Source organism: Micromonospora solifontis (assembly GCF_003725545.1).
In the GTDB taxonomy this organism is placed as follows: domain Bacteria; phylum Actinomycetota; class Actinomycetes; order Mycobacteriales; family Micromonosporaceae; genus Micromonospora; species Micromonospora solifontis.
On record NZ_RJLN01000038.1, the window covers coordinates 16,478 to 41,251 of the forward strand.

Genomic DNA, 24,774 nt, shown 5'->3' on the forward strand with positions numbered 1-24,774 from the left:
ATAGCCGCGTCCGGGGGTGGGACGGGGTGGACCCGGTTCGGCGGGTCCCGCCGGACCCGGTTAGCGTCGGCGTCGTGCTCGATCTTCTCGTGATCGGCGGTCTCGGCGTCGACATCCGCGCCCAGGTGCCCGTCCTGCCCCTGCCGGCCGCCGACTCGCTGGCCGTACCCCCGATCGAACTGCGGATCGGCAACACCGGCGCGGGCGTGGCGCTCGCCGCGCACGCCCTGGGCCTGCGGGTGGGCCTGGTCGACGTGCTGGGCGCGGACCCGGCCGGCGACGTGGTCCGGGCGGCGCTGGCCCGCACCTCGGTACGCACGGTGCTGGTCGACGCCCCGGCCGGCACCCGCCGGTCGGTGAACATGGTGGATCCGGCCGGCCGCCGGATGTCGCTCTACGACCCGCGGCCCTGGTCGGGGCCGCCGCCGTTCGCCGAGGCGGAGCTGACCGCGCTGGTCCGGGAGGCGGCGCACGTGCACGTGTCGATCATGGACTGGGCCCGGGCGGCGCTGCCGGCCCTGCGCGCGGGTCTCGCCGACGGGGTGTCGCTCTCCACCGACCTGCACGACTGGGACGGCGAGAACGACTACCACCGGCCGTTCGCGGACGCGGCCGACCTGGTCTTCGTCAGCGACGTCCGGCTCGGCGACCGGGCCGGCAAGGTGGCCGCGGGGCTGGCGCCCCGGACGGTGCTGGTGACCTCCGGGGCGGCCGGCTCGACCCTGCACGCCCCGGACACCCCGCCGGTGCGGGTGCCCGCCACCACGCCGCCCGCCCCGGTGGTGGACACCAACGGCGCGGGCGACGCGTTCGCCGCCGGCCTGATCGCCGCCCGGCTGCGCGGCGCGGGCCCGCACGACGCGGCCCGCTACGCCGCCCGGGTGGCGGCCACCGCCTGCACCCTGGACGGGATGGAGTATCCGGCCGGCCTGCTGCCCCGGGACTGAGCCGGGCTCAGAGCGCCCCGGTCGAGCCGTCGGTCAGTTCGCGGAGGATGTCCGCGTGCCCGGCGTGCCGGGCGGTCTCCTCGATCAGATGGACCAGCACCCAGCGCAGCGACACCTCACCGAGCTGCGGGTGCGGCACCACGTGGTCCAGGTCGAACCGCGCGGCGACCGCCCGGGACCGGGCGCAGGCCGCCTCGTACCCCGCCGCGAGGCTCTCCACCGTCTCGCCGGGGTCCAGGGTGAAGCTCGCCTCGGCCTCCTCCTCGGAGGTGAGGTAGACGTCCCCCGGCTCGGGGGCGAACAGGCAGGGGAACCAGTTCCGCTCCACCAGCGCCAGGTGTTTGAGCAGGCCGGCCAGGGTGGTGAGGGACGTGACGGCCTGGAGGTCATCATCGGCCGTACCTCGACCGGTTACCTGCGGAACCAGGCGCCGGCCGGCGTCGGCGTCGGAGAGGCCGCCGACCTTGCGCAGCACGATGGCCCGGTGGAAGTCCAGGAACGCCTCGAGCACGGCCCGCTCGTCGCCGGTACGGGCGAGGACCGGACCGAGCGTGGGGTCGATCGTCGTGTCCGCCATCCTCGGACCCTAGTCCCGGGGCGGGGCCGCCCGCTGCCCCGCCATCCCGCTGCGGGCCGGCGGTCTCCGGGGCAGGATGGGCGCATGGCATCCACGGTGCAGATCCCGCTGGTGGGCGGCGCGGCCGACGGTGACACGGTCACCGTCGAGCTGGACAGCAACGGCCGCCCGCCGCTGACCCACCACCACCTCGGTCCGGAGGGGTTGGCCGAGGCGCAGATCTACGAGCTGGAATCGGACGAGCCGCACGGCCGCCCCTGGATCTACACCTGGCGGGGCCCGGCGGTCTGACCGCCGCTCAGCCCGCGCCGGCCCGGGTCAGGCTGCGGGACCGGATGCTCTCCAGCACGCCCCGGGTGACCTGCGAGGTGCCGCGCGCCTGCTCGCACACCTCGGCCACCCGCCGGGCGGTCTCCTCGGCCCGGGCCTCCCGCTCGTCCCACAGCCGGTCCACCTCGGCCAGCAGCGGGCCCTCCACCTCGCGTTCCACGCCGCGCAGCGCCGGCACCCCGAGCCGCTGGGCCAGGTCGAAGACCTTCCCGGCGTACGGCAGGGGCAGGAAGGGCGTGCCCATCATGGCCGCGAAGATCAGAAAGTGCAGCCGCATGCCGACCGCGAGGTCGAAGTGTTTCATCAGGCCGAGCACCTGCCGGGGCGAGTAGTCGTTGTGCAGGATCCGGCCCCGCTCGGCAGCGACCATGTGCGACATCACCCCGTGCGAGTGCCGGATGTCGTCCCGTTCCATGGGCACGAACAGCACGTACGCGTCGATCCGGTGCACCAGGAAGTCGCTGATCTGGGCGAGCAGCCGGTGGTAGCCGTCCACGTCGAGGCGTTCCGCCGCCCGGCCCGGCTCACGGACGCTCAGCCCGACCAGCCGGGTGCCGGAGGGGACGCCCTCCTCGCGCAGCCAGCTCGCCGGGAAGTCCTCCGGCTCCAGCAGGAACGCCGGGTCGGCGGTGACCGTGATCGGGTTCAGCAGCCCGGTCTCCTCCAGCACCATCCGGGACTCCTGGTCCCGCACGGTCACCTCGATCGCCCCGGCCAGGGTCTCCCGCACCATGCCGGTGTCCACCCCTTCGGTGAGCGGACCGACGCCCACCGCGTACGTGAGCAGCGGCAGTCCCCGCTCCTGGGCGACCCGGACCACCCGCAGGTAGCGGCGGGCCTCCCTGTCGTAGAGGATGCCGCCGCCGCCCAGGATGAGCAGGTCGAGCTGTTCCAGGATCATCGACGAGTCGACGCGGCTGACCCCCTCCCAGGGCACCGCCTCCACGTCCGGGTGGGCCAGCGCGGTGTGCGCGGGGTTCCGGGAGAAGACGATGATCCGGGCCTTCGGCTCCTGCCGGCGCAGGTCGGCCAGGAGACCCGAGAGGATCGCCTCGTCGCCCAGGTTGCGGCCGCCGTACGAGCCGAGCACACCGATGGTCAGTCCGGCGCCATCCGTCATCCGTCGCTCCTCCCCAGGTGCGTCCCGCGGCGCTTTCCCGCTGGGCGAGGGGACATACCTGGGCGAAGCCCGGTCAACCGGCGGCAGCGCCGACCAGACGGGCGACCAGGGCGGAAACCACCTGCTCGGCGTCGAATCCGGCGTCGACGGAGGTGGTGAGCAGGTCGAGCAGGAGACCGTCCACCGCGTAGTGCAGCAGTGCCACCTCGAACGCGCCGCCGGGCAGGCCGGCGGCGACGTGGAAGGCGACGTCGTCGGCGTACCCCTTGCGGAGCACCGCGCCGAGGGCCTGGCGCAGCTCCGGCCGCCGGGAGGCCTCCAGGCGCAGCTCGAACAGCGCGCGGGTGAGGTCCGGCTCCCGGGTGGTCCGTTCGACGATGTCGCGGAGGTAGTCGGTGACCAGGGCCAGGGACGGCTCGCGGCGGCCGAGGTCGGCCAGGACCGCCGGGTCCGGGGCCATCCGGTCGAAGATCCGTTCGGCCAGGCCGGCGAGCAGGGCGGCCCGCGACGGGAAGTAGTTGGAGGCGGTGCCGGTGGGCACGCTCGCCTCGGCGTCGACCGCGCGGTGGGTCAGCCCGCGCGCGCCGGCGGCGGCGAGCACCCGCAGCCCGGCGTCGGCGAGCAGCGTACGGCGTTCCGGGTTCCTGGCCATGAAATCACCCTAGCAATAACCACGACAGGTGTTGTAGTTTATGAGCAACCACGACAGCCGTCGTGGTTACCTCGGACATCGGAGCCGGTTTGCGCAAGCTCGTGTACTACGTCGCCAGCACCCTCGACGGCTTCATCGCCGCCCCCGACGGGTCCTACGACTTCCTCCCGCTGGAGCCGGACGTGGCGGCCCACCTGACCGCCGAATGGCCCCAGACCTTCCCCACGTTCACCCACGCCCAGTTCGGCATCGCCTCCCCGCCGGCCGGCCGCTTCGACACCCTGCTGATGGGGCGCGGCACCTACGAACCGGCCCTGAAGGCCGGCATCACCAGCCCGTACGCGCACCTGAAGCAGTACGTCCTCTCCCGCTCGCTGCCCCCGTCCGACGATCCCCGGCTGGAAGTCGTGGCCGGCGACCCGGTCGCCTTCGTCCGCGACCTGAAGTCCCGGCCGGGCGGCGACATCTGGCTCTGCGGCGGCGGGCAGCTCGCCGGGCAGTTGCTCGGCGAGGTGGACGAGCTGGTGGTCAAGCTGAACCCGGTGGTGGTCGGCAGCGGCATCCCGCTGGTCGACCGGGGTTTCGCCCCGCACCGGTTCACCCTGGTCGAGGCGCGCCCCTTCGAGACCGGCGTGGTCGTCCTCCGCTACACCGCCGTAGCGCGGTAATCACTTGCCCCGGGCGGGCGGAGTCGCGCACGGTGGGGCGGTGACCAGCCTGACGAAGAGCCGGCTCCGCTGGGCCGAGCTGCCCGGGCCCGTCCGGGGCGCGGTCGAGGAGATCCTCGGCGACCGGGTGGTGGCGGCGGAGTCGCAGCCCGGCGGCTTCTCCCCCGGCACCGCCGACCGGGTCCGCACCGCCGGTGGTGGGCGGGCCTTCGTCAAGGCGGTCAGCCCGGCGCAGAACGACCGCAGTCCCGGCATGCACCGGGCGGAGGCGCTGATCGCCGCCGCGCTGCCACCCGGCACCCCGACGCCCCGGCTGCTCGGCAGCTACGACGACGGCGACTGGGTGGCGCTGGTCTTCACCGACGTCGAGGGCCGGCATCCGGTGACCCCGTGGCAGCCCGCCGAGCTGGCCGCCGTGCTGTCCACCCTGGAGACCATGGCCGCCGTGCTCACCCCGGCGCCGGTGGCGGCGGCCCCCACGGCCGCCGAGCAACTCGGGTACGACTTCGCCGGCTGGCGGCGGATCGCCGCGGACCCGCCGGCTGACCTGGACCCGTGGGCCCGGGACCGGCTGCCGCAGCTGTGCGCCGCCGCCGAGCGCGGACTCGCCGCGCTCGGCGGGGACACCCTGTGCCACCTGGACATCCGCGCCGACAACCTGCTGCTCGGGCCGCACGGCACGGTCAACGTGGTCGACTGGCCGTGGGCCTGCCGGGGACCGGCCTGGCTGGACAGCCTGCTGGTGCTGGTCAACGTCCAGGTGCACGGCGGGCACGATCCGGAGGCCCTGGTGTGCGCCCGGCCACTCACCGCCGACGCGGACCCGGCCGGCGTCACCGGGGTGCTGGCCGGATTCGCCGGCTTCTTCCTGGACGGCGCCCGGCAGCCGCCCCCGCCCGGCATCCCCACGGTCCGCGCCTTCCAGCGCCTTCAGGGCGACGCGCTGCTGCCCTGGCTCGCCCGCCGCCTGCCCTGACCGGCCCGGCGCTCGGCCCCCAGCGGCCCTGATGGACTCCGCATGCCCGCAGGTCGGCCCTCCCCGAGGCCCGCTGGCGCTGATCGACTCCGCCTGCCGCAGGTCGCGCCCTCCCGGAGCCCTGCCGGCCCTGATCCACTCCGCCTGCGGCAAATCGCGCCTCCGCAAGCCGCAAGGCCGCGCCTTGCCGCAGGTCGAGTCGATCACGCGGGCCAACGGCCGTGCCCCCGGCAGCCAGCGCGCGAGGCCGCGCCTTGCCGCACGTCGAGTCGATCACGCGGGCCGACGGCCGGGCAGCCTGCCGTCGGCGGCGAGTGAGCCGGGCCGGGGCAACGCGTCGTCCGATCGCCGCCAGACCCGACCTGCCGCGGCGGCGAGGCTGGTCCCATGACGACACTGGACGGAAAGGTCGCCCTGGTCACGGGCGGCGGACGGGGCATCGGCGCGGCTACCGCGGTACGCCTGGCGGCCGAAGGGGCCGACGTGGCCCTCACCTACGAGACGAACGCCGAGCGGGCCGCCGTGGTCGGCAAGCAGATCGAGGCCACCGGCCGGCGGGCGCTGGTGCTCGCGGCCGACAGCGCGGACCCGGAGGCGGTCCGCGCGGCGGTGGACCGCACCGTCGCCGAGCTGGGCCGGCTGGACATCCTCGTGAACAACGCGGCGGTGTTCCTGGTCGGGCCGGTCGACGGGCTGGGCCGGGACGAGCTGGACCGGACGCTCGCGGTCAACGTGCGGGCGCCGTACCTGGCGGCGCAGGCGGCGGCCCGGAACCTGGGTGCGGGCGGGCGGATCATCAACATCGGCAGCAACGTGGCCCGCCGGGCGCCCTTCCCCGGCCTCGCGCTCTACTCGATGAGCAAGACCGCGCTGGTCGGCCTGACCAAGGGACTCGGCCGCGAGCTGGGTCCCCGGGGGATCACCGTCAACCTGGTGAACCCCGGCCCCACGGACACCGACGCCAACCCGGCGGACGGGCCGAACGCGCAGGCCGTCGCCGGCCTCACCGCCCTCGGCCGGTACGCCGCCCCGGCCGAGATCGCCGCCGTGGTGGCCCACCTCGCCGGCCCCGACGCCGGGTACGTCACCGGGGCGGTCATCGACGCCGACGGCGGGTTCGCCATCTGACCGCGACGGGCGGGTGTGGACCCGGCTCCGCACCCGCCCGCCCCGTCCCCCAACCATTCACCCGGTGGATGGCGTCTGTAGTGGGCGAGGGGGTGGGCATGTCGGAGACGTTCCACGAGTTCGTGGTGCAGCGTTCGCCCGCGCTGTCCCGGACCGCGTACCTGCTCACCGGGGACCACCAGCTCGCCGAGGACCTGTTGCAGAGCGCCCTGGCCCGGACGTACCGGCACTGGCGGCGGATCCGCGACGGCGACCCGGAGGCGTACGTGCGCCGGGTCATGTACCACCAGCAGGTCTCCTGGTGGCGGCGACGCCGGGTGGCCGAACGCCTCGATGCGGCGCCGGTCGAGCGCGGCGGCGGCGACCACGCCGACGCCACCGCGCTGCGGCTGAGCGTGGTGGCCGCGCTGCGCCGGCTCACGCCCCGGCAGCGGACGGTGGTGGTGCTCCGGTTCTACGAGGACCTCACCGAGGCGCAGGTGGCCGAGGCGCTGGGCTGCTCGCTCGGCACGGTCAAGCGGCACGGCCACGACGCCGTCCGCCGGCTCCGCGATCTCGTCCCGGACCTGGTGGAGCGGACGGCGGAGAGGAGCGGGCGATGAGCGTACGGCTGCGGGAGGCGTTGCGGGAGGCGGCGGCCGACGTGCCGGCGTACCCGGTGCACGACCGGGCGGTGCGGACGGCGCGCCGGACGCGGCGGCGGATGGCGGCGGGTGTCGCGGCGGTCCTGCTGCTGGTGGCGCTCGTGCCACTGGTCGGGCGCGGCGGCGGCCCGGGGCCGGGACCGGCGCCGGCCGGCGCGGACGGACCGGCGCTGCCCGACCGGATCGGCCTGCCGGTGTTCGGCGCGCTGCACGCCACCGACCGGCCCCGGCTCGGCCGGGCGTCGGTGATCTTCAGCGGCCAGGCGCGAGGGCTCACCGGGCTGCTGGACGAGAACGGCACCATCGGGATCGTCGGGGCCGACACGGACCGCTACCGCACCTACGAGGTGGGCTACGAGGCGCCGGTCGGTGAGAGCGTGCTGCTCTCCCCCGACGGCCGGCGGATCGCCGTGCCCGGCGGCAGCAGCGGGCACCCCCGGGTCGACCTCGTGGACCTCGTCGACGGGGTGGTGCGACACCTGCCCAGCGTGGTGCCGGGCAGCGCGCTGACCGAGCCGGCCGGCTGGGCCCCGGACGGGACGTCGCTGGTCGTCCGGGACACCGTTCCGGCCAACCCCGAAGGCGGCGCCCACCTGAACGTGCTGAGCCTGGTCCGGCTCGACAGCGGCCGGGCCGTCCGCCTGCTCGAGGCCGAGCAGCTGCCGATCTTCGGCAGCCCGGTGGCGTTCTCGCCCGACGGTAGCCGGCTCGCCTGGCGGATCGGCGACAAGGTGCTGATCGCCGGCACCGACGGGCAGCGCATCTCGTCGTTCCCGCTGTCGCCCGACACCGGGCTGGCGGGCAAGGGCGCCTGGTTGCCGGACGGCAGCCTGGCCCTGGTCGGCCGGGATCCGGGCACCGACCGCTGGCGGCTGCGCCGCGCCGACCCGGCCACCGGCCGGGACCTGGGCGCGCTGGAGCTGCCCGCCGTCACCGGGGTCACCACCATCCGGCTGCTCGGCTGGCGACCCGACGGCTCCGCGCTGGTGGTCGCGTACCGGCCGGAGCCGGCGGCGCCGGCCCGGTTCGACGAGCCGATGGAGATGGACCAGCGGACGACGTACGGCCTGGTGCGGTCGGTGGCGGTGCTCGCGCTGGTCCCGGGGGCCGCCGCACCCACCACCGTGCTCACCGCGCCGGAGCAGGTGCTCGCGATCGACGTGGCGGACAACGTCGTCCACTCCGGACGAATCCGCGACGCCGACCCGCCCTGGGGGGTGGGCGGTCGGTTCTGGTGGTGGGCCGGGTCGGTCGCCCTGCTGCTGCTCGGCGGGCTCCTGGCCCGCCGGGTGGTCACTCGGGCGCGCGGAGTTCGTGGGTGAGGAAGGGCAGCACGACGCCCGGCACCGCCGGGGAGCCGACGACGTCGTAGTGGGTGAGACCGGGCAGCACCGCCAGCCGGGACGCCGGCCGGTCGCTGCCGTCCCAGCCGGCGTCCCGGTGCCCGCCACCGAGCAGCCCGAAGAACTCGGCCATGTGGTGCACCGGGATGGAGTCGGCGTCGGCGTAGACCAGCAACACCGGCAGGGCCAGCGCGGCCACCTCGGCCGACCAGTCGTACTCGCGGCGCAGCAGCTCACCGGTCTTGACCCAGAGCGTCGGCCAGTCCTGCGGGCGCGGCGCCACCCGCTCGTACAGCTCGTGCGGCGGGGTGCCGCGCATCTGCTCGGCGACCTGCGCGCCGTGGGCGGCCATCGCGGCCAGCACCGCCGGATACCAGCCCCGCCGCCGGTAGGGGGTGGAGAGCAGCACCAGCCGGCGGACCAGCGCCGGATGCTGGATCGCGGTACGCAGGGCCACCCCGCCGCCGAGCGAGTAGCCGAGCAGGTCCACCGCCGGCAGGTCGAGGTGGCGCAGCAGCGCGGCGACGTCGTCGGCCATCGACTCGTACCGCAGCGGCCGGTCCACGTCGACGGTACGGCCGTGGCCCTGCAGGTCGACGGCGATCACCCGACGGCGGGCGGCGAGCGCGGGCAGGATCGGGCCGAACATCTCCACCGACCCGTAGCCGCCGTGCAGCAGCACCAGCGGGCGGCCGGTCCCGTGGACCTCGTACCAGACGTGCAGCCCGTTGACGTCGGCGTAGCTCATGTCCCTACAACGACCGGGGTTCTGGCAGAGTCGACGCGTGACCGATCTTTCCGACGACGAACTGCGCGCGGCGATCCTGCGGCGCGAGCCGGTCAACGGCATCCGCATCGTGGGGGTGGACGGGCCGAGCGGCGCCGGCAAGAGCACCTTCGCCGGCCGGCTGGCGTCGCTGACCGGGGCGCCGATCGTGGAGATCGACGACTTCGTCTCCTGGGACGGCTTCGCCGGCTGGTGGCCGCGCTTCGAGGCGCAGGTGCTCACCCCGCTGCTCGCCGGCCGGGACGCGCACTGGCAGGTGCGCGACTGGGCCAGCGACTGGCGGGGCGACTCGCTGGGCGGCTGGAAGACGCTGCCGTGGCAGCCGCTGGTGATCCTGGAGGGGGTCACCTGCACCCGGCGGGAGACGGTCGGGCGCCTCGCGTACGCGATCTGGGTGGAGGCCGATCCGGCCGTGCGGCTGGCTCGCGGCCTGGCCCGCGACGGCGCCGAGCACCACGACCTGTGGCAGCGGTGGATGCGGGAGGAGGCGGCGTTCTTCGCCGCCGACGGCACCCGGGACCGGGCCGACCTGCGGGTGGACGCCTCGGGGTGACCCTCCGGGTGCGTTTGTTGTCGCCGGGGCGACAACAAACGCACCCGAATCGGGGGCTACCCGGCGACGTACCGGTACAGCGGCCCCTCGTCCGACGCCACGGTGCCGGTGCGGCGCAGGCCCGCCTTCTCCAGCACCCGGACCTACGGCGCGTTGGCCGGGTTCACGGTGGCGAGGACCTCCGCCACCTCGGGCAGGGTGCGGGCGAAGGCGACCAGCGCCCGGGCGGCCTCGGTGGTGTAGCCCCGGCAGCGCCGGGACGGCACGACGCCGTAGCCGAACTCGACCGCGCCGTCGACGGCCGGCAGCTTCAGCCCGATCCCGCCGACGGTCAGGCCGGTCTCCCGTTCGATCATCTGGAAGTGCCCGTGCGGCCGGTCCGGCTCGCGGGAGAGCAGGCCGGCGATCATCCGGTCACCCTCGAAGGGGTAGTCCGCCGCCCAGTGCGGGCGGCGCTCACCGGCGACGACGGCTTCGGCCTCCTCGGCCGGCCAATGGCGCAGCACGAGACGGTCGGTGGTCAGGTCAGGAAAGGACAACGCGAAACTCCCAAAGTCGTGGAGCGACCCGGGCCGCGGTGTCTCAGTCAGTCAGCGCGCGACCCGGAAGAAGGCATGGTGGAGGAAGCTCATGGCGATCCATGGCCTCATCTCCCCCTGCGCCCACGACGGTCGCGTGTCCGCGCGATGACACCCTAACCCATGATCCGGATACGCCGCGCCCCCGCTGCCTCGGGCCAGGGGCAGCGGGGGCGCGGCGGACGACCGGTCAGCTGACGCCGGTGACGGCCTTGACCAGGTTGATGCCGAAGTAGATCACGAACGCGGCGGCGACGGCCCACATCAGCGGGTGGATCTGGCGGGCCTTGCCCTGCGCGACCCGGATCGCCACCCAGCTGACGAAGCCGGCACCGATGCCGTTGGTGATCGAGTAGGTGAACGGCATGAGCGTCATGGTCAGGAACGCCGGGACGGCGACGCCCACGTCGGTGAAGTCGATGTCCTTCACCTGGCGGATCATCAGCGCGCCGACGATCACCAGGGCGGGGCCGGCGGCCTCGCTCGGCACCAGCGACACCAGCGGGGTGAGCAGCAGCGCGCCGAGGAAGAGCACGCCGGTGACCACGCTGGTCAGGCCGGTACGGCCACCGTCCGCGATGCCGGAGGAGGACTCCACGTAGGTGGTGGCCGACGAGGCGCTGCCGGCACCGCCGGCGACCGCGGCGACACCGTCGACGAAGAGCACCTTGCCCAGACGCGGCATGTCGGTGCCGTCCTCGGTGGCCAGGTTGGCCTGCTTGGCCAGGCCGACGGTGGTGCCCATCACGTCGAAGAAGTCGGCGAGGACCAGGGTGAAGACCAGCAGCAGCGCGGTCACGAGACCGACGTGCGCGAACGCGCCGAACGACACGTTGCCGAGCAGGTGCAGGTCGGGCCCCTTGACCAGCGGGTCCGGCAGGGCCGGGACGTTGAGCCGCCACCCGTCCGGGTTGGGCTTGCCGTCGGCGGTGAAGGCGCCACCGGGCTTGGCGAACGCGTTGACGATCACGGCGATGACGGTGGTGGCGACGATGCCGATCAGCACGCCGGCCTTCACCTTCCTGGCGACCAGGATGCCGGTGACCAGCAGGCCGACCACGAAGACGACCGTGGGCCAGCCGTGCAGGGTGCCGTTGGCACCGGAGCCGAGCTGCAGCGGCACGCCGGTGCTGCCCCGGACGAAACCGCCGTCGACGAAGCCGATCAGCGCGATGAACAGGCCGATGCCGGCCGCGATGGCGGCCTTCAGCTCGGCCGGGATGGCCTGGAAGACGGCCTTCCGGAAGCCGGTGAGCACCAGCACGGTGATGATCAGACCCTCGATCACCACCAGGCCCATCGCCTCGGCCCAGGTCATCTGCGAGGCGACGGCGTACGCGACGAAGGCGTTCAGGCCCAGGCCGGTCGCCACGGCGAACGGCACCCGGCCGACCACGCCCATCATGATCGTCATGACCGCGGCGACGAGGGCGGTGACCCCGGCGACCGGCGCGATGCCGAGCAGGTTGCCGTCCTTGTCCGGGGCGGTGCCGATGATCAGCGGGTTGAGCACGACGATGTACGCCATCGTCGCGAACGTGGTGAGCCCGGCGAGCACCTCGCGCCTGACCGTCGAGCCCCGGCGGGTGATCTCGAAGTAGCGGTCGAGGCGGCCGCGCGCGGCGGGTTCCGCCGGCTCGACCGGGGCAGCAGGATCCTGCGTAGTCACGCTCATGGCGTGGACGTACTCCGTTCCGGGTTGGCCCGCCGGACGCGCCGGCCGGGCGGTGGGGGTGCAGCCGCTCCGATTCGGTTGGCCCGGAGAACGTCGGAACGGCTGGGCTTCACGGATCCCGTGAAGCGCTACGAAGCCGCACCCTGGTCGGGGCGCGACTTCGCAGCGCCCACTCTAGCCAGCGGTTGACCTGCTCCTGAGCCCCCGTCCGAGGGGGGCGTGGCCAAGGTCACGTCCGGGACCGGTGGCGGGCGAGCCGGTCGGCGTCGAGGGCGTCGGCCGGCCGCCGGTGCCGGGGCCGGACGGTATCCGGGGTGCGCCGACAACCGGGGCATGATCACGACGGTGGCCGCCCCGGTCTTCCCCGCCGCCCGTGATCAGGGCTGGCGGCCCCCGGCCAGCGGGAACCGGCGCAGCACGGTGAAGGTGCGGGCCGTGGTCTCGGTGTAGAGCACCTCCCGCACCGCGAACTCCCACCGCAAGGCGGGACCAGCCGCCGTCGACGTCGTCCACGGCGACAAAGACCCCGCCCCGACCGCCGTCCTCGGCGAACACCTCGCCCATCCGCAGCCGGAAGGGCGCCGCGACGCCGGACAGACGCTCCGCGCGGCGCAGCAGCAGCGCCTCGTCCACGGTCTCCTCGGGGTAGGTGACCGTGATGTGGGCCGGCACGACGGCGGCCATCACCGGGTCCCAGGTGCACCGCCACCGCTGCACCGCCGTCCGTGCCGGGCCGGTGACGAGCGCGCAAAGGTGTCGCCGCACGATCGCAGGCTAGCGCTGACCCGGCCGGACACCCTCGACACCCGGGTCGCCCGGGTCGAGCTCGCCTCCGCGTACGGTGACCTCGGCCGGGAGCGGGACCGGGTCAGCCTGCTGGAGCCGGTGATCCTGGCGTACGTGGCGGCCGGGCGCACGGACGACGCCATCGCCGTGGCCGCCCGCTACCCGATGCCGGGCGGCCCGGAGCCGGCATGACCGGCCGCAGGTGTGCCCGGCTCGACGGCCTCGACGACGTCGCCGTTGTCCGGCACGCCGCGCCGCACCAACTCCTCGGCGCCGTCGCGGCGGCGGACGTGGTAGTCGCGGAAGACGATCGGCACGCCGGTGGCGGTGAACGGGTCGGCGTCGTCCATCACCTGAAGGTGCACGTGCGGCTGGGTGGAGTTGCCCGAATTGCCGCACCGGCCCAGGGCCTGGCCGACGACCACCGTCTCCCCGGGGCGCACCGCCACCGTGCCCTGCCGCAGGTGCGCGACCACCAGGTACGGCCCGCCGTCCGCCAGGTCGAGGACGACGTGGTTGCCCGCCAGCCCACGGGCGCCCCGCCGCGCCCGCGACGCCTGGCTCAGCGCGTACCCGATGCCGGCGAGGGGTGAGCGGCGGGCGACCAGGTCCGGCTCACCGTCCTGCGCCGACACGACCCGCCCACCGGCAGGCGCGAGGATCGGCTGCTCGAAGGCGTGGAACCGGTCCACCGGTTCGACCGCCAGGACGGTCCGCCAGTCCCGCACCGCTGCCGTCCGCCCGGCACGGACGGCGACGAAGTCGATGGCGTGGCTCGCCCCGAAGGCGTGCGTGCCGTGGCTCGGGACGCGCCGGGCCGGACTGTTGCGGACAATCCAGGTGCCGCGGAACGGAAGCCGCAACGCCACCGGCTGCGCCGGTCCCGACGGCCCAGCCGCCCGACTCATCATGAGCTCCCCACCACCCGTGCCGCCTCGGTGCGCCGGCCGGGACCGACCGGTCCCCGCGCTGTCGGCACAGGTCCGACCGGGCATGGCTTCCAGGATGCCGGACCGGGGCGAGTCCCGTCGCCGCCGCGAGCCGCAGGTGACCGGCGAGGCAGGGGGCTTGACGTGGCGTGCGACCGTGGAGCGGATCGCATGCGCGGTGCTGCCGGGGAGGGCCGATGAACAGACCTGCCACCTCGCTCTCGGCGCTGCTGGTCGGGCTCGGCGTCGGCGCCGTGGGCGGCGCTCAGATCGGCGCAGCCGCCGTCTGGCCCGGCGTCGCCGTCGGCGTGGCGGGGGTGGCGCTGGCCTTCTTCCGCTCGTCGCCGGATGCGGTCAGCGACGAGACGGCGGCGCAGTCGACGGATGGGCGGCCGACGCTCTCCGGGCTGGGTACCCGGGTCGAGCAGATCCTTCGCCTGGCCGAGCGGCAGGCTGACGACCACCGGGCCACCGCCGAGCGCGAGGCCGAACGGATCCTGTCGGAGGCCCGGGCGACCGCCCGGCTGATCGTGGACCGGGCGCACGCCGACGCGGCCGGGACGACGGAGACCGCGAATTCCGGTGAGGTGAGGGGCACCGCCGGCGACGGGCTCGCCTAGACTCCGCCGGATGATCGTGCGGCGGGCCGGCGTGGCGGATGTGGCGGTGCTGGCGGAACTGCGCGGCATCGACGGGGACCAGCTCGGGGCGTACGCCGACTGGGTGGCCGCCCATGCGGAGACGCACCTGCCGTTCGTCGCCGAGGTCGACGGGTACGTGGTCGGCGCCGCCTGGCTGCTCGTCGCGGAACGGGTGCCCGGCAACGGGTCGCCGGACCGGTGGTACGGCGACATCCAGTCGGTCATGGTCCGCGAGGAGTACCGCAACCGGGGTATCGGCGCCGCGCTGATGGCCGCGATCCTGGCCGAGGCCCGGACCAGGGGGCTGCTGCACGTGACCGTCCACTCCGGCCGCCGCGCGGTCGACTTCTACCTGCGCAACGGCTTCAGCCAGCACCGTCAGCTCCTGTTCTGGGAGCCGGCCGCCTCCTGATCGGGCCGGTCGGCGGGTACCGGTGCGAGCCGGTGCGGCTCGTCCGCGTTTCCATTGACGCCGCGAGGATTGCCCGAGCGGCCGATTCGCCATCACACCGGTCCGCATGAGGGTGACGGCAGGACCGTCATCGATGGAACGACCGGGAAAGGAGTCCCGATGGACGTACTGAGGAGGACCTCGCTGGCCGCGGGCGGGTTCTACGTGATGACCTTCGTCTCGATTCCGACCCTCGCCCTGTACGGTCCGGTGCACGATCCGGACTACATCGCCGGCACCACGTCGGAAACCCCGGTCGTCATCGGCGGCGTCCTTGAAGTGATCGTCGCCCTCGCCGTCATCGGCACCGCCGTCGTCCTCTATCCGGTGGTCAAGCGGCAGGGCGAAGCCCGAGCGCTGGGCTTCGTCGGTGCCCGGGTCCTCGAAGCCGCCGGCATCCTCGTCGGCGTCGCGAGCCTCCTGACGGTCGTGGCCCTGCGGCCGGCCGGAGCTGACGCCCTGGTCACCGGCCAAGCGCTGGTCGCCATCTATGACTCGATCTTCCTTCTCAGCCAGGGCTTCATCCCGGCCGTGAACGCCCTGTTGCTGGGTTCCCTGCTGTACCAGTCGCGCCTCGTGCCGCGGGTTCTTCCCGTGCTCGGACTCGTCGGGGCGCCCCTGCTCGTCGTTTCGGACGCCGGCATACTGTTCGGCCTCTGGGACCGGCTGTCTCCGGTGGCGGCGATCGCGGCCATTCCCATCGCGATGTGGGAGTTCTCGCTGGGCGTCTACCTGATCGTCAAAGGCTTCAGGGCCGCCCCGGTCACCGCGGGAATGGCCGCCACCAGCGCTCGGCCCGCCCAGGACGCCGCCGTCTGACCGTCGAGAACACGGCCGGGCCGCTGTTCGCGCAGCCACGATCGGGCCGGTTTTCGCTGGTGGTGTTGGTGGGCGCGGCAGGTTTCGAACCTGCGACCCCTCGCTTGTAAGGCGAGTGCTCTCCCACTGAGCTACGCGCCCGGAACGCCCGTACGGCGGGCCGGAGTTCGGCAAGCTTACCTGCCGGCCTCCGACCCGGTCGAACACGGCGTGCCTGGGGTGGGATCAGGCGGCGACGGCCTCGGCGAGGGCCTTGCGCCAGCCCTGCTGGTCGCGGGGCTCGCCGGGCATGTTCATCTCGGCGAACCGGACCACGCCGGCCTTGTCGATCACGAACGTGCCCCGGTTGGCGATGCCCGCGACGTCGTTGAAGACGCCGTACGCCTGGGCCACCGCGCCGTGCGGCCAGAAGTCGGCCAGCAGCGGGAACTGGTAGCCCTCCCGGTCGGCCCAGATCTTGTGCGCGTAGACCGAGTCGACGCTGACGGTCAGCACCTGCACGTCGTCGTTGACGTACTCGTTGAGGTTGTCCCGGACCTCGCACAGCTCGCCCTGGCAGATGCCGGTGAAGGCGAGCGGGTAGAACACCAGCAGCACGGTGCGCCGGCCGCGGAAGTCGGCGAGCCGGACCTCCTGGTTGTTCTGGTCCTTGAGCACGAAGTCGGGCGCCTCGGCGCCAACCTCGATGGGCATGCGTACTCCTCGGGTCGGGTCTGGAGATCATCAGCCTGCCACACCCGGCGACGGCGGCCGCCGGGCACGGTGGGCCGGGCTACTTCTTGCTCTTCGACCCGCGCCGGAGCACGAGACGCGCGCCGCTCCAGTCACGGCCCGCGTTGATCGTGGAGGTCTGCTGGAGGCCGGCGGTCTGCGCGCTCTCCGCGACCTCGCTCGGCTCGACGTGACCGTCCCGGCCGGCTTTCGGCGTCAGCACCCAGACCACGCCGGCGTCGGCGAGCGGTCCGAGGGCGTCGACGAGGAGCTCGAAGAGGTCGCCGTCGCCGTCGCGGTACCAGACCAGAACCGCGTCGACCACCTCGTCGGTGTCCTCGTCGACCAGTTCTCCACAGCGGTCGGTCAGGGCGTCCCGGAGATCCTGGTCGACGTCCTCGTCGTACCCCATCTCCATGACGACCATCCCCGGCTCGATCCCGAACCGGTCCGCCAGGCTGCGTACCCCGTCGGCGGCCTGACCAGCGGTCGCGCTCACTGTCGCGTGCCTCCTCATCTCATCCCTGCTCGCGGCGTCGTCCGACACCGTCGGGCCAAGTCCACACAGTTGTGGCTCCCCGCGCAAGTGGCGCACCGGGTGGAACGGAATTTACCGTGCCAGCAGCGTACGGGCACCCTGGGTAATGGCTTCCGGAGAGACCAGAACCTGACGCGCCGCCGGGCCTAATGGTACAAACGAGTCAAGTCCGGCCACTCGGCGCGCCGCGCCGACGTAACCCGCGTCCACCAGCGCGGCGATCACCCCCTCGCCCACCCCGCCGGACCGGCGGGTCTCGTCGACGACCAGCACCCGACCGGTGGCCGAGGCCTCCCGGATGACGTCCGCCACCGGCAGCGGCGCGATCCAGCGCAGATCCACCACCCGGGTGCCGATCCCCTCGTCGGCGAGGGTGGCCGCCGCGCGCAGCGACATGGGTATGCCGTTGCCGAACGTGATGATCGTGACGTCCTCGGCGGAGCCGACCCCGTACACCCGGGCCCGGCCGACCGGGACGTGCCGGGCGGCCCAGGCCCCCGGCTCGGCGTACTCGGCCAGCCATTCGCCGTCGCCCTCGGTGTAGAGGTCGCGGGTGTGGTAGAGCGCGATCGGCTCCAGGAAGACGGAGACGGTGCCGTCCACCGCCGCCGCGGCGAGGCAGGTGCGCAGCATGGGCGCGGCGTCGTCCGGCCGGGCCGGCACGGCGATGACCAGCCCCGGCACGTCCCGGAGCACCGCCAGGGAGTTGTCGTTGTGGAAGTGGCCGCCGAACCCCTCCTGGTACGCCAGCCCGGCGACCCGCAGCACCATCGGGTTGCGGAACGCGCCGCGGGAGAAGAACCGCATGGTGGCGGCCTCGCCCCGCAGCTGGTCCTCGGCGTTGTGCAGGTACGCCAGGTACTGGATCTCCGGCACCGGCAGCATCCCGGCCACGCCGGCGCCCAGCCCGAGCCCGACGATCGACGTCTCGTCCAGCAGCGTGTCGAAGACCCGGGCCGCGCCGAACCGGTCCCGCAGCCCCTTGGTCACCCCGTACACCCCGCCCTTGGCGGCGACGTCCTCGCCGAAGACGGCCATCCCCGGGTGGTCCAGCATCCCGTCCGCGAGCGCCGCGTTGATGCTCTGCGCCAGGGTCAGCGGGCCGGCCAGCTCCGGCGGCTTGCCGCCGAACGCCTCGGCCCGCGCGCCCGCGCCCGGCCCGGCCGCGCGTTCCGCCGCCTCGGCCACCGCCCGGGCGACCCGGGCCGGCCGGCGCGGGGCCAGTTCGGCGAGCACCTCGGCCGGGGAGGCCAGCTTCGGCTCGTCGAGCACCTCCTCGGCGATCCGGCGGATCTGCCAGCCGCGTTCGTCGTACCGGGCGAGCAGTTCCGCCCCGGCGGCGAAACCCGCCTCGACCAGCGTCCGCGCGGTGGCCAGCAGCGGGTCCCGCGCGGCGTCCGCGGCGAGTTCGGCCGGGCTCCGGTACGCGGTCTCGGCGTCCGCCCCGGCATGCCCCATCAGCCGTACGGTGCGCAGGTGCAGCACGGCGGGGCGCCGGTGCCGGCGCACCCAGCCCGCCGCCTCCGCCGCCACCCGGTACGCCTCGACCGGGTCGGTGCCGTCGGCGGCGAAGTAGCGGATCCCCGGCTTGGCGCGCAGGGTCGCCTCGACCCAGCCCTCCGGCGAGCGGACGCTGATCCCGAGCCCGTTGTCCTCGCAGACGAACAGGACCGGGATGCGCAGGCCGGTGTGGTCGTACCAGCCGGCGGTGTTGAACGCGGCGGTGGCCGTGGCGTGGTTCACCGAGGCGTCGCCGAACGAGCAGACCACGATCGCGTCCGGCGGCCAGGGCGAGCCGGGGGTGTCGTCCCCGTCGGCGCGCCGGGGGTTGCCCACCCGGCGCAGCCGTTCCAGGGCGAGTCCCATGCCGACCGCCCGGGGCAGGTGGGAGGCGATGGTGGAGGTGGTGGGGATGACGGCCAGGTCGGCCCGGCCGAACACCTTGTGCCGGCCCCCGGCGATCGGCTCCCGCGCCGAGGCGACCATCCCGCGCAGCACGTCCCGCGCCGCCGCCGCGTACCCGTCGTCGGGGTCGGGTGCGGGCAGCGGCGGCGCGTCGACGGTGGCCTCGCCGGCGGCGTCGACCACGACGGCGGCGCCGATCGGCAGTCGCGCCGCGTCAGAGGCGTCCGGGTCCGGCTCGATCGCCGGCGCGGCCGCTCCGGCCGGGCCGGCGCCCGCCGGGTCGTCGCCCGCCGGGCCATCCGGGTCCGCCGGGGCCGGATCAGGGGCGGTGCCGGCCGGAGCGCCGGTGGACGCCTCTCGGCCGGGGTCGCCGGGCGCTTCGGTGCCGCGGGCGGCCGACGCCCCGGGAGCCTGGCCGGCCGGGTAGTCGTCGGCCGCCTGGGCGGCCCGCAGGCAGTAGAACGCCCCGGAGCGGTAGTGCAGCAGGGCGGGGTCGGTGGGGCGCAGCGCGGCGGCCACGGCGGCGTTGCCCTCGTGCCCCGCCGAGCCGATGGTGTAGTACCCCTCGCCGAAGCTGCGCAGCCACCGTCCGGCCAGGTCCAGCAGCCGGCTGGTCACCTGGGCGTCGAAGAGGGCCAGCGCCTGCGCGCCGGTCAGCGGCGCGCCGTCGGACAGCAGTTCGCCGAGGTCACGCCGCTGGGCGGGGGCGCCGAGTCCGCTCAGGGCCGCCCGGACCCGGTCGTCGAGATCGTGCGGGGTGGTCACGTCGGACAGCATTACCGACGAGGGGCCAGGTCGCCCACCCGGACACGTTCCGCCCGGGGCGGCTCAGTCCTCCCCGCACCGCTCGGGGCAGCCTCCGTCGGACACCTTCCAGACCAGCTCACGCAGGCTGGCGAGCTCGTCGGCGCCGAGCCCGTCGAGGAGTCGGGAGTCCGACATCACCTGCCGCACCCGCTCCCGGACCCGCCGGCCGGCGTCGGTCACCACGAGCGTCTTCTGCCGCCGGTCGGCCGGGTCGCCGCGCCGCTCCACCAGCCCGGCCTGCTCCAGCTTGTCGACCAGAGCCGTGACGTTGGACCGGTCGCAGCCCAGCCGCGCGGCGAGGTCCCGGGCCGGGAGCGGGCGGTCCGGGTCCAGCTCGTGCAGGGCGCGGGCGGCCGCCGGGGTGAGGCCCAGCTCGCCGATCCCCACGTCCTGGTAGTGCCGCATCGCGGCCGCGATGTGCATGATCCGGCGCACCGTGTCGCCCGCCAGGTCGGCGCGGTCACGGCTGGTCGGGGCGTTCGGCTGCGCCATACCGCACATCCTACTTTCCGGGCAAGTAGTTGAGCGCCTCCACGGTTGAGCGCCACCCGCGTGCGGGGCGGCAGCCGTCAACCGCTGACCCGTGGCGCGGCGACCGGTTGGTGCTCGACGCGGGGTGGGGCCGGAGGCGGGCGGAGGGCGCGGTGGGCGGCCAGGGCACCCGTGACGAGCAGGGCGGCGGTGAGGGCGGCCGGCGGCACCGACAGGGCGGCGGCGGACCGGCCGGCGGCGGCCAGGGCCAGGTGGAGACCGCCGATCGCGGTCACCCCGAGGACGGCGGCGAGCAGGGTGCCGGTGGAGACCAGCGCGGAGAGCGCGGCGGCCGAGGCGACGGGCACGATCCCGGTGAGCCGGCCGACCAGCGGGCTGAACGCGGCCGCGTGCGCCGCGCCGCCGGCCAGCAGCAGCCCGCTGCCCGCCGGCCATGGCCAGCCGTCCCGCGACGTCCAGGCGAGCACCGCCACCACCGCCGCCAGCACCAGCGGCCCGACCACCGGCAGGAGGCCCCGGATCCGCTCCGGCAGGCGCGGCACCGCCAGGCCGCAGAGCGCGAAACCCGAGGCGTACGGGAGGAAGGCCAGCCCCGCCGCCAGCGCGGTGAAGCCCAGCCCGTCCTGCAGGCGCAGGGTGAGCACGAAGAGGAACCCGGCGTAGCAGCCCATCACCACGCAGCAGGCGAGCAGCCCGGCCGCCACCCCGGGCCGGCGCAGCACCGCCACGTCCAGCAGCGGATCCCGCCCCCGCCGGGCGCGGCGGGTCTCGTACCCGACGAAGAGCCCGAGCCCGACGGCGCCGGCGGCGACCGCGACGGCCTGGGCCGCACCGGGCCAGCCCAGGTCCCGACCCAACACCAGGGGCAGCACCAGGGCCAGCATCGCGGCCGACAACAGCGCCACGCCGGGGACGTCCAGGCCCTCCCCGGACGGCGCGACCGGCGGCCCGGCGAGCACGCGGCGGGCGACGAGCCACAGCACCAGCCCGACCGGCACGTTGACCAGGAAGGCGCTGCGCCAGGTGAGGCCGGCCAGGTCGAGCGTGACCAGCAGCCCGCCGGCGACCTGGCCGGCGGCCACCCCGAGCGCCAGCACCATCGAGTACGCCCCGATCGCGCGGCCCCGCGCCGCGCCGGCGAAGCGCGCCTGGATCAGCGACAGCACCTGCGGCACCAGCACTGCGCCGGCGGCCCCCTGCACCGCGCGGGCGAGCACCAGCGCGACCGGTCCCGGTGCCAGCCCGCAGGCCAGCGAGGCGACCGTGAACCCGGCCAGGCCGAGCCGGAACATCCGGGCGTACCCGTGCCGGGCGCCGAGCCGCGCCCCGGTCACCACGAGCACGGCGAAGGTCAGGGTGTAGCCGGCGAGCACCAGCTGCTGCACGGCCGGCGGCCCGGCCAGGTCCGCCCGGATCGCCGGCGCCGCGACGGCCGCGATCGAGGTGTCCATGGAGGCCATCGTCTGTCCGGTCAGCAGGACGGCGAGCAGCGCGGCGGGCCGCGGCGTCGAGTCGGTCACGTCCGCCACGCTGCCCGCGGCGCCCACCCCCGGTCTTGTCGATCCTTGCGGCGCCCGCCGCCGACGTTTCCGTCACCCCGGCGGCCTACGCTCACCGGGTGCGTACCGCGACGCCGCTGCTCCGGCACCCGGACTTCCGGGTCACCGCGGTGCGCTGCCGGGACGACCACACCGGCTGGTCCCCACCCGAGCAGGCCACCGGGTACGGGATGGTGCTGACCCGGCGGGGCGGCTTCCGGCGGGCCGGGCGGGCCGGCGAGGAGTTCGTCGAGCCGACCATCGCCTACCTGACCGTGCCGGGCGAGGAGGAGCGGTACGCCCACCCGGCGGGCGGGGACGACTGCACCGCCGTGCACCTGTCCGAGCGCCTGTGGCGGGACCTGTTCGCCGACCGGCCGCTGCCCGGCGTGGTGCACGTGGACGCCCGGGTCGACCTGGCCCACCGGCTGCTGCTGCGGGCCGGCGCCGACCCGGAGTACGCCGCCGCCGAGCGGCTGGTCCGGCTGCTCGCGGCCGCCACCGGGCCGGCGGCCGGGAGCGTCGGGCACAGCCGGCGGCTGGTGGAGCGGGCCCGGGCCGCGCTGCGCGACGACCACCCCGACGCGGCGGGGCTGCTCCCGCTGGCCCGGTCGCTCGGCGTCTCGCCGTACCGGTTGAGCCGGGAGTTCCAGGCGCTGGTCGGGGTGCCGCTGACCCGTTACCGCAACCGGCTGCGGGTGGGGCGGGCGCTGGACCGGCTGGAGGACGGGGTGGACAGCCTCGCCGCGCTCGCCGCCGAGCTGGGCTTCGCCGATCAGGCGCACCTCACCCGCACGGTCCGCGCGCAGCTCGGGCACACCCCGGGCCAGTTGCGGCGGCTGCTCGGCTGAAAGCGCCATTCGTCGGACAGTGTTCGGCAAGAAGTGCCACCGCCGGCCGCCTGCCGGTCACCTGCCGGCCATGCCCGGTCGCGACGCTCCCCGCAGCCGAGAGAACCGGGCTCCGGGGAGGAAACCGTGGCACTGTCCCGACGTACCATCCTGCTCAGCGGCGCGGCGCTCGGCGCCGCCGGCGCCGTCACCGGCCTGCCCGCCGCGGCGGCCGCGGCCGGCCCGCTGCGCCGCGACCCGTTCACCCTCGGTGTCGCCTCGGGCGACCCGGACCACGAGGGTTTCGTGCTGTGGACCCGGCTGGCCCGGAGCCGCTGGCCGAGGACGGTCTCGGCGGCATGCCGGCGCGGATCGTCCCGGTGCACTGGGAACTGGCCGCCGACGAGAACTTCCGGTACGTGGTCCGGCGCGGCACCGAGCTGGCCCGGCCGGAGTCGGCGCACAGCGTGCATGTCGAGCTGGCCGGCCTCTCCCCCGCCCGGGAGTACTTCTACCGGTTCCGGGTCGAGGGGTACGCCTCCCCCATCGGCCGCACCCGCACCGCGCCCGCGCCGTGGGCCATGCCGTCCGCCCTGGCCATGGGCTTCGTCTCCTGCTCGCAGTACGAGCACGGCTACTTCACCGCCTACCGGCGGCTGGCCGAGACCGAGCCGGAGCTGATCCTGCACCTGGGCGACTACCAGTACGAGTACGCCCGGGACACCTACACGGTGCCGGGCGGCAACCCGCGCGACCACGAGGGGCCGGAGACCCGGACGCTGGCCAACTACCGGCAGCGGCACGCCCAGTACAAGACCGACGCCGACCTGCAGGCGGCGCACGCGGTGGCGCCGTGGGTGGTGGTCTTCGACGACCACGAGGTGGAGAACAACTGGGCCGACGAGGTGCCCGAGGCGCCGGACCCGGACTTCCTGGCCCGCCGGGCGGCGGCGTTCCAGGCCTACTACGAGAACATGCCGCTGCGCCGCACCTCGATCCCGCGTGGCATCGACATGCAGCTCTACCGCCGGGTCCGGTGGGGCCGGCTGGCCACCTTCCACATGCTCGACACCCGCCAGTACCGGGACGACCAGGCGTGCGGCGACGGATACCAGAGCTGCGCGGCCGCGTACGACCCGGCGCGGTCGATCACCGGGCCCGAGCAGGAGGCGTGGCTGCTGGACGGCTTCCGCCGCTCCGAGGCCCGCTGGGACATCCTCGGCCAGCAGGTCTTCTTCGCCCAGCGGGACAACAACTCCGGCCCGCTGACGGTGACCAGCATGGACGCCTGGGACGGGTACGTCGCCTCCCGGGACCGGATCACCCGCGGCTGGGTGGCCGCCGGGGTGCGCAACCCGGTGGTGCTCACCGGCGACGTGCACGCGCACTGGGCCAGCGACCTGAAGCTCGACTACGCCGATCCGACCTCCCGGACGGTCGGCAGCGAGCTGGTCTGCTCGTCGATCACCTCCACCGGCGACGGCGCCGACTCGCCCACCGGCTCGCACCCGTGGCTGAAGTTCAACCCGCACCTGCGCTTCCACAACAACCTGCGCGGGTACGTCCGCACCACGATCACCCCGGCCCAGCTCGCCGCGAACTTCGACGTGCTGCCGTACGTGCGCCGGCCGGACGCGCCCGCGTACACCCGGGCCACGTTCGTGATCGAGGACCGGGTCCCCGGGCTGCACCAGACGTACGACCGCCCGCCGGCCGCCGCCCGGACCGCCGCTCCGGACTCCCCCGCCGACCTCGGCCAGCAGACGGTCGACGCCGAGACCGTCCGCCCCTGACAGTCCCCTCCCGCGGGGTGCGCCCCTCCCGCGGGGCGCGCCCCTCCCGCGGTGCGCGCTGATTCTCGGAAAGAGTGGTCATCCGACGCGGGATGGCCACTCTTTCCGTGAACGAGGCCGCTCGTCGGGCGGGTGCCGGGGGCGTCAGGCGGGGAGGAAGGAGAGGCGGACCTTGCGGGTGGGGTTGTCGCCGTTGGTGTCGACCAGGCAGATCGACTGCCAGGTGCCGAGCTGGAGGCGGCCGCCGAGCACCGGCAGGGTCGCGTACGGGGGGACGAAGGCCGGCAGCACATGGTCCCGGCCGTGCCCGGGCGAGCCGTGCCGGTGCCGCCACCGGTCGTCGGCGGGGAGCAGGTCGTCGATCGCCCGCAGCAGGTCGTCGTCGGAGCCGGACCCGGTCTCGATGATCGCCAGCCCGGCGGTGGCGTGCGGCACGAAGACGTGCAGCAGCCCGTCCCCCTGGCCGGAGACGAAGCGTTCGGCCTCGGCGGTGATGTCCCGGACGGTCGGCCGGGACCCGGTCTGGACGCTGATCACCTCACTGCGCATACGGCGC

The 24,774-nt window shown here is 74.8% G+C and carries 26 protein-coding genes, 1 tRNA gene and 2 pseudogenes; 14 read left to right on the forward strand and 15 right to left on the reverse strand.

Features of this window, described 5'->3' with window-relative positions; all coding sequences use genetic code 11:
- The first annotated feature begins 74 nt into the window (after positions 1-74).
- Positions 75-947: a carbohydrate kinase family protein gene (locus EFE23_RS15125; RefSeq protein WP_123241598.1), complete on the forward strand. Its 873-nt coding sequence runs from the start codon at positions 75-77 to the stop codon at positions 945-947.
- A gap of 7 nt (positions 948-954) precedes the next feature.
- Here the strand turns inward: EFE23_RS15125 and EFE23_RS15130 are convergent, their stop codons facing one another.
- On the reverse strand, positions 955-1,524 hold the full coding sequence (locus tag EFE23_RS15130; protein ID WP_123241569.1) for a DinB family protein: 570 nt from the start codon (positions 1,522-1,524) through the stop codon (positions 955-957).
- Between the two features lie 84 nt (positions 1,525-1,608).
- Between EFE23_RS15130 and EFE23_RS15135 the strand changes: the two genes are divergently transcribed.
- Positions 1,609-1,815 carry a DUF8847 domain-containing protein gene (locus EFE23_RS15135; protein ID WP_123241570.1) on the forward strand — a complete coding sequence of 69 codons (207 nt, stop codon included), beginning with the start codon at positions 1,609-1,611 and terminating at the stop codon, positions 1,813-1,815.
- A gap of 7 nt (positions 1,816-1,822) precedes the next feature.
- Here EFE23_RS15135 and EFE23_RS15140 read toward each other — a convergent pair whose 3' ends face one another.
- Both EFE23_RS15140 and EFE23_RS15145 read right to left on the reverse strand, forming a co-directional pair.
- Positions 1,823-2,974 carry a polysaccharide pyruvyl transferase family protein gene (locus EFE23_RS15140; RefSeq protein ID WP_123241571.1) on the reverse strand — a complete coding sequence of 384 codons (1,152 nt, stop codon included), beginning with the start codon at positions 2,972-2,974 and terminating at the stop codon, positions 1,823-1,825.
- Between the two features lie 73 nt (positions 2,975-3,047).
- Entirely contained in the window at positions 3,048-3,626 is a 579-nt protein-coding gene (locus EFE23_RS15145; protein ID WP_123241572.1) for a TetR/AcrR family transcriptional regulator, read from the reverse strand.
- Positions 3,627-3,715: 89 nt separating this feature from the next.
- Between EFE23_RS15145 and EFE23_RS15150 the strand changes: the two genes are divergently transcribed.
- The 5 genes from EFE23_RS15150 to EFE23_RS15170 all read left to right on the forward strand — a co-directional run bounded on the left by EFE23_RS15150 (position 3,716) and on the right by EFE23_RS15170 (position 8,364).
- Positions 3,716-4,294, forward strand: a complete 579-nt coding sequence (locus tag EFE23_RS15150; RefSeq protein ID WP_123241599.1) for a dihydrofolate reductase family protein — start codon at positions 3,716-3,718, stop codon at positions 4,292-4,294.
- Between the two features lie 40 nt (positions 4,295-4,334).
- The gene (locus tag EFE23_RS15155) at positions 4,335-5,270 is read left to right on the forward strand and encodes an aminoglycoside phosphotransferase family protein (protein WP_199737082.1); all 936 of its coding nucleotides are present in this window, start codon (positions 4,335-4,337) and stop codon (positions 5,268-5,270) included.
- Between the two features lie 387 nt (positions 5,271-5,657).
- Complete coding sequence (locus EFE23_RS15160) at positions 5,658-6,398, forward strand: SDR family NAD(P)-dependent oxidoreductase (RefSeq protein WP_123241573.1); 741 nt, start codon at positions 5,658-5,660, stop codon at positions 6,396-6,398.
- Between the two features lie 68 nt (positions 6,399-6,466).
- Positions 6,467-7,000, forward strand: coding sequence for a SigE family RNA polymerase sigma factor (locus tag EFE23_RS15165; protein WP_233600994.1), 534 nt, complete (start codon positions 6,467-6,469; stop codon positions 6,998-7,000).
- Positions 6,997-8,364: a beta-propeller domain-containing protein gene (locus EFE23_RS15170; RefSeq protein WP_123241574.1), complete on the forward strand. Its 1,368-nt coding sequence runs from the start codon at positions 6,997-6,999 to the stop codon at positions 8,362-8,364. The genes EFE23_RS15165 and EFE23_RS15170 overlap by 4 nt, the downstream gene beginning before the upstream one ends.
- Here EFE23_RS15170 and EFE23_RS15175 read toward each other — a convergent pair.
- Positions 8,336-9,133, reverse strand: a complete 798-nt coding sequence (locus EFE23_RS15175; protein WP_123241575.1) for an alpha/beta fold hydrolase — start codon at positions 9,131-9,133, stop codon at positions 8,336-8,338. The two genes, EFE23_RS15170 and EFE23_RS15175, sit on opposite strands and share 29 nt — an antisense overlap.
- A 37-nt stretch (positions 9,134-9,170) precedes the next feature.
- Here EFE23_RS15175 and EFE23_RS15180 point away from each other — a divergent pair, with 37 nt between their 5' ends.
- Complete coding sequence (locus EFE23_RS15180; RefSeq protein ID WP_123241576.1) at positions 9,171-9,725, forward strand: uridine kinase family protein; 555 nt, start codon at positions 9,171-9,173, stop codon at positions 9,723-9,725.
- 143 nt (positions 9,726-9,868) lie between these two features.
- On the opposite strand, the gene EFE23_RS15185 is transcribed toward EFE23_RS15180, so the two are convergent.
- The 3 genes and pseudogenes from EFE23_RS15185 to EFE23_RS29555 form a co-directional block, all read right to left on the reverse strand.
- Positions 9,869-10,264: a GNAT family N-acetyltransferase gene (locus tag EFE23_RS15185; RefSeq protein ID WP_123241577.1), complete on the reverse strand. Its 396-nt coding sequence runs from the start codon at positions 10,262-10,264 to the stop codon at positions 9,869-9,871.
- A 229-nt stretch (positions 10,265-10,493) separates the two neighbouring features.
- Entirely contained in the window at positions 10,494-11,978 is a 1,485-nt protein-coding gene (locus EFE23_RS15190; RefSeq protein ID WP_123241578.1) for an NCS2 family permease, read from the reverse strand.
- Between the two features lie 540 nt (positions 11,979-12,518).
- A pseudogene (locus EFE23_RS29555) lies at positions 12,519-12,662 on the reverse strand (hypothetical protein); the annotation flags it as partial.
- Between the two features lie 69 nt (positions 12,663-12,731).
- Between EFE23_RS29555 and EFE23_RS15195 the strand changes: the two are divergent.
- Positions 12,732-12,956 (forward strand): hypothetical protein, encoded by a 225-nt coding sequence (locus EFE23_RS15195; protein WP_123241579.1) that lies wholly within the window; start codon positions 12,732-12,734, stop codon positions 12,954-12,956.
- Here EFE23_RS15195 and EFE23_RS15200 read toward each other — a convergent pair.
- Positions 12,923-13,672 (reverse strand): M23 family metallopeptidase, encoded by a 750-nt coding sequence (locus EFE23_RS15200; RefSeq protein ID WP_123241580.1) that lies wholly within the window; start codon positions 13,670-13,672, stop codon positions 12,923-12,925. The genes EFE23_RS15195 and EFE23_RS15200 overlap by 34 nt on opposite strands.
- Positions 13,673-13,890: 218 nt before the next feature.
- Between EFE23_RS15200 and EFE23_RS29760 the strand changes: the two genes are divergently transcribed.
- The 3 genes from EFE23_RS29760 (at position 13,891) to EFE23_RS15215 (ending at position 15,604) form a co-directional block, all read left to right on the forward strand.
- A complete protein-coding gene (locus EFE23_RS29760) occupies positions 13,891-14,313 on the forward strand; it encodes a DivIVA domain-containing protein (RefSeq protein ID WP_199737083.1) in 423 nt (140 codons plus the stop codon).
- 10 nt (positions 14,314-14,323) lie between these two features.
- A complete protein-coding gene (locus tag EFE23_RS15210; RefSeq protein ID WP_123241581.1) occupies positions 14,324-14,746 on the forward strand; it encodes a GNAT family N-acetyltransferase in 423 nt (140 codons plus the stop codon).
- Positions 14,747-14,905: 159 nt separating this feature from the next.
- Positions 14,906-15,604, forward strand: coding sequence for a DUF4386 domain-containing protein (locus EFE23_RS15215; RefSeq protein ID WP_123241582.1), 699 nt, complete (start codon positions 14,906-14,908; stop codon positions 15,602-15,604).
- Between the two features lie 66 nt (positions 15,605-15,670).
- Here EFE23_RS15215 and EFE23_RS15220 read toward each other — a convergent pair.
- The 6 genes from EFE23_RS15220 to EFE23_RS15245 all read right to left on the reverse strand — a co-directional run bounded on the left by EFE23_RS15220 (position 15,671) and on the right by EFE23_RS15245 (position 21,577).
- Positions 15,671-15,745 (reverse strand) — tRNA-Val (locus EFE23_RS15220).
- Between the two features lie 84 nt (positions 15,746-15,829).
- Positions 15,830-16,297: a peroxiredoxin gene (locus EFE23_RS15225; RefSeq protein ID WP_123241583.1), complete on the reverse strand. Its 468-nt coding sequence runs from the start codon at positions 16,295-16,297 to the stop codon at positions 15,830-15,832.
- Between the two features lie 79 nt (positions 16,298-16,376).
- Entirely contained in the window at positions 16,377-16,814 is a 438-nt protein-coding gene (locus EFE23_RS15230; protein ID WP_123241584.1) for a DUF3052 domain-containing protein, read from the reverse strand.
- A 111-nt stretch (positions 16,815-16,925) separates the two neighbouring features.
- Positions 16,926-19,535 (reverse strand): transketolase C-terminal domain-containing protein, encoded by a 2,610-nt coding sequence (locus tag EFE23_RS15235; RefSeq protein ID WP_123241585.1) that lies wholly within the window; start codon positions 19,533-19,535, stop codon positions 16,926-16,928.
- Between the two features lie 51 nt (positions 19,536-19,586).
- Positions 19,587-20,057 (reverse strand): MarR family winged helix-turn-helix transcriptional regulator, encoded by a 471-nt coding sequence (locus EFE23_RS15240; protein ID WP_123241586.1) that lies wholly within the window; start codon positions 20,055-20,057, stop codon positions 19,587-19,589.
- A gap of 77 nt (positions 20,058-20,134) precedes the next feature.
- A complete protein-coding gene (locus EFE23_RS15245) occupies positions 20,135-21,577 on the reverse strand; it encodes an MFS transporter (RefSeq protein ID WP_199737085.1) in 1,443 nt (480 codons plus the stop codon).
- A 98-nt stretch (positions 21,578-21,675) separates the two neighbouring features.
- On the opposite strand from EFE23_RS15245, the gene EFE23_RS15250 reads away from it, so the two are divergent.
- Both EFE23_RS15250 and EFE23_RS15255 read left to right on the forward strand, forming a co-directional pair.
- A complete protein-coding gene (locus EFE23_RS15250) occupies positions 21,676-22,446 on the forward strand; it encodes a helix-turn-helix transcriptional regulator (protein WP_123241587.1) in 771 nt (256 codons plus the stop codon).
- Between the two features lie 126 nt (positions 22,447-22,572).
- Positions 22,573-24,218, forward strand: a pseudogene (locus tag EFE23_RS15255) (alkaline phosphatase D family protein).
- A gap of 144 nt (positions 24,219-24,362) precedes the next feature.
- Here the strand turns inward: EFE23_RS15255 and EFE23_RS15260 are convergent.
- Complete coding sequence (locus EFE23_RS15260) at positions 24,363-24,767, reverse strand: YjbQ family protein (RefSeq protein WP_199737086.1); 405 nt, start codon at positions 24,765-24,767, stop codon at positions 24,363-24,365.
- Positions 24,768-24,774: the final 7 nt, after the last annotated feature.

What these genes read in the sequence shown, in the direction of transcription:
- EFE23_RS15130 (WP_123241569.1), bottom strand. Translation starts at nt 1,524, where the DNA reads ATGGCGGACACGACGATCGACCCCACGCTCGGTCCGGTCCTCGCCCGT.
- EFE23_RS15135 (WP_123241570.1), top strand. Translation starts at nt 1,609, where the DNA reads ATGGCATCCACGGTGCAGATCCCGCTGGTGGGCGGCGCGGCCGACGGT.
- EFE23_RS15140 (WP_123241571.1), bottom strand. Translation starts at nt 2,974, where the DNA reads ATGACGGATGGCGCCGGACTGACCATCGGTGTGCTCGGCTCGTACGGC.
- EFE23_RS15145 (WP_123241572.1), bottom strand. Translation starts at nt 3,626, where the DNA reads ATGGCCAGGAACCCGGAACGCCGTACGCTGCTCGCCGACGCCGGGCTG.
- EFE23_RS15160 (WP_123241573.1), top strand. Translation starts at nt 5,658, where the DNA reads ATGACGACACTGGACGGAAAGGTCGCCCTGGTCACGGGCGGCGGACGG.
- EFE23_RS15165 (WP_233600994.1), top strand. Translation starts at nt 6,467, where the DNA reads ATGGCGTCTGTAGTGGGCGAGGGGGTGGGCATGTCGGAGACGTTCCAC.
- EFE23_RS15170 (WP_123241574.1), top strand. Translation starts at nt 6,997, where the DNA reads ATGAGCGTACGGCTGCGGGAGGCGTTGCGGGAGGCGGCGGCCGACGTG.
- EFE23_RS15175 (WP_123241575.1), bottom strand. Translation starts at nt 9,133, where the DNA reads ATGAGCTACGCCGACGTCAACGGGCTGCACGTCTGGTACGAGGTCCAC.
- EFE23_RS15190 (WP_123241578.1), bottom strand. Translation starts at nt 11,978, where the DNA reads ATGAGCGTGACTACGCAGGATCCTGCTGCCCCGGTCGAGCCGGCGGAA.
- EFE23_RS15200 (WP_123241580.1), bottom strand. Translation starts at nt 13,672, where the DNA reads ATGAGTCGGGCGGCTGGGCCGTCGGGACCGGCGCAGCCGGTGGCGTTG.
- EFE23_RS29760 (WP_199737083.1), top strand. Translation starts at nt 13,891, where the DNA reads ATGAACAGACCTGCCACCTCGCTCTCGGCGCTGCTGGTCGGGCTCGGC.
- EFE23_RS15210 (WP_123241581.1), top strand. Translation starts at nt 14,324, where the DNA reads ATGATCGTGCGGCGGGCCGGCGTGGCGGATGTGGCGGTGCTGGCGGAA.
- EFE23_RS15215 (WP_123241582.1), top strand. Translation starts at nt 14,906, where the DNA reads ATGGACGTACTGAGGAGGACCTCGCTGGCCGCGGGCGGGTTCTACGTG.
- EFE23_RS15225 (WP_123241583.1), bottom strand. Translation starts at nt 16,297, where the DNA reads ATGCCCATCGAGGTTGGCGCCGAGGCGCCCGACTTCGTGCTCAAGGAC.
- EFE23_RS15235 (WP_123241585.1), bottom strand. Translation starts at nt 19,535, where the DNA reads ATGCTGTCCGACGTGACCACCCCGCACGATCTCGACGACCGGGTCCGG.
- EFE23_RS15240 (WP_123241586.1), bottom strand. Translation starts at nt 20,057, where the DNA reads ATGGCGCAGCCGAACGCCCCGACCAGCCGTGACCGCGCCGACCTGGCG.
- EFE23_RS15260 (WP_199737086.1), bottom strand. Translation starts at nt 24,767, where the DNA reads ATGCGCAGTGAGGTGATCAGCGTCCAGACCGGGTCCCGGCCGACCGTC.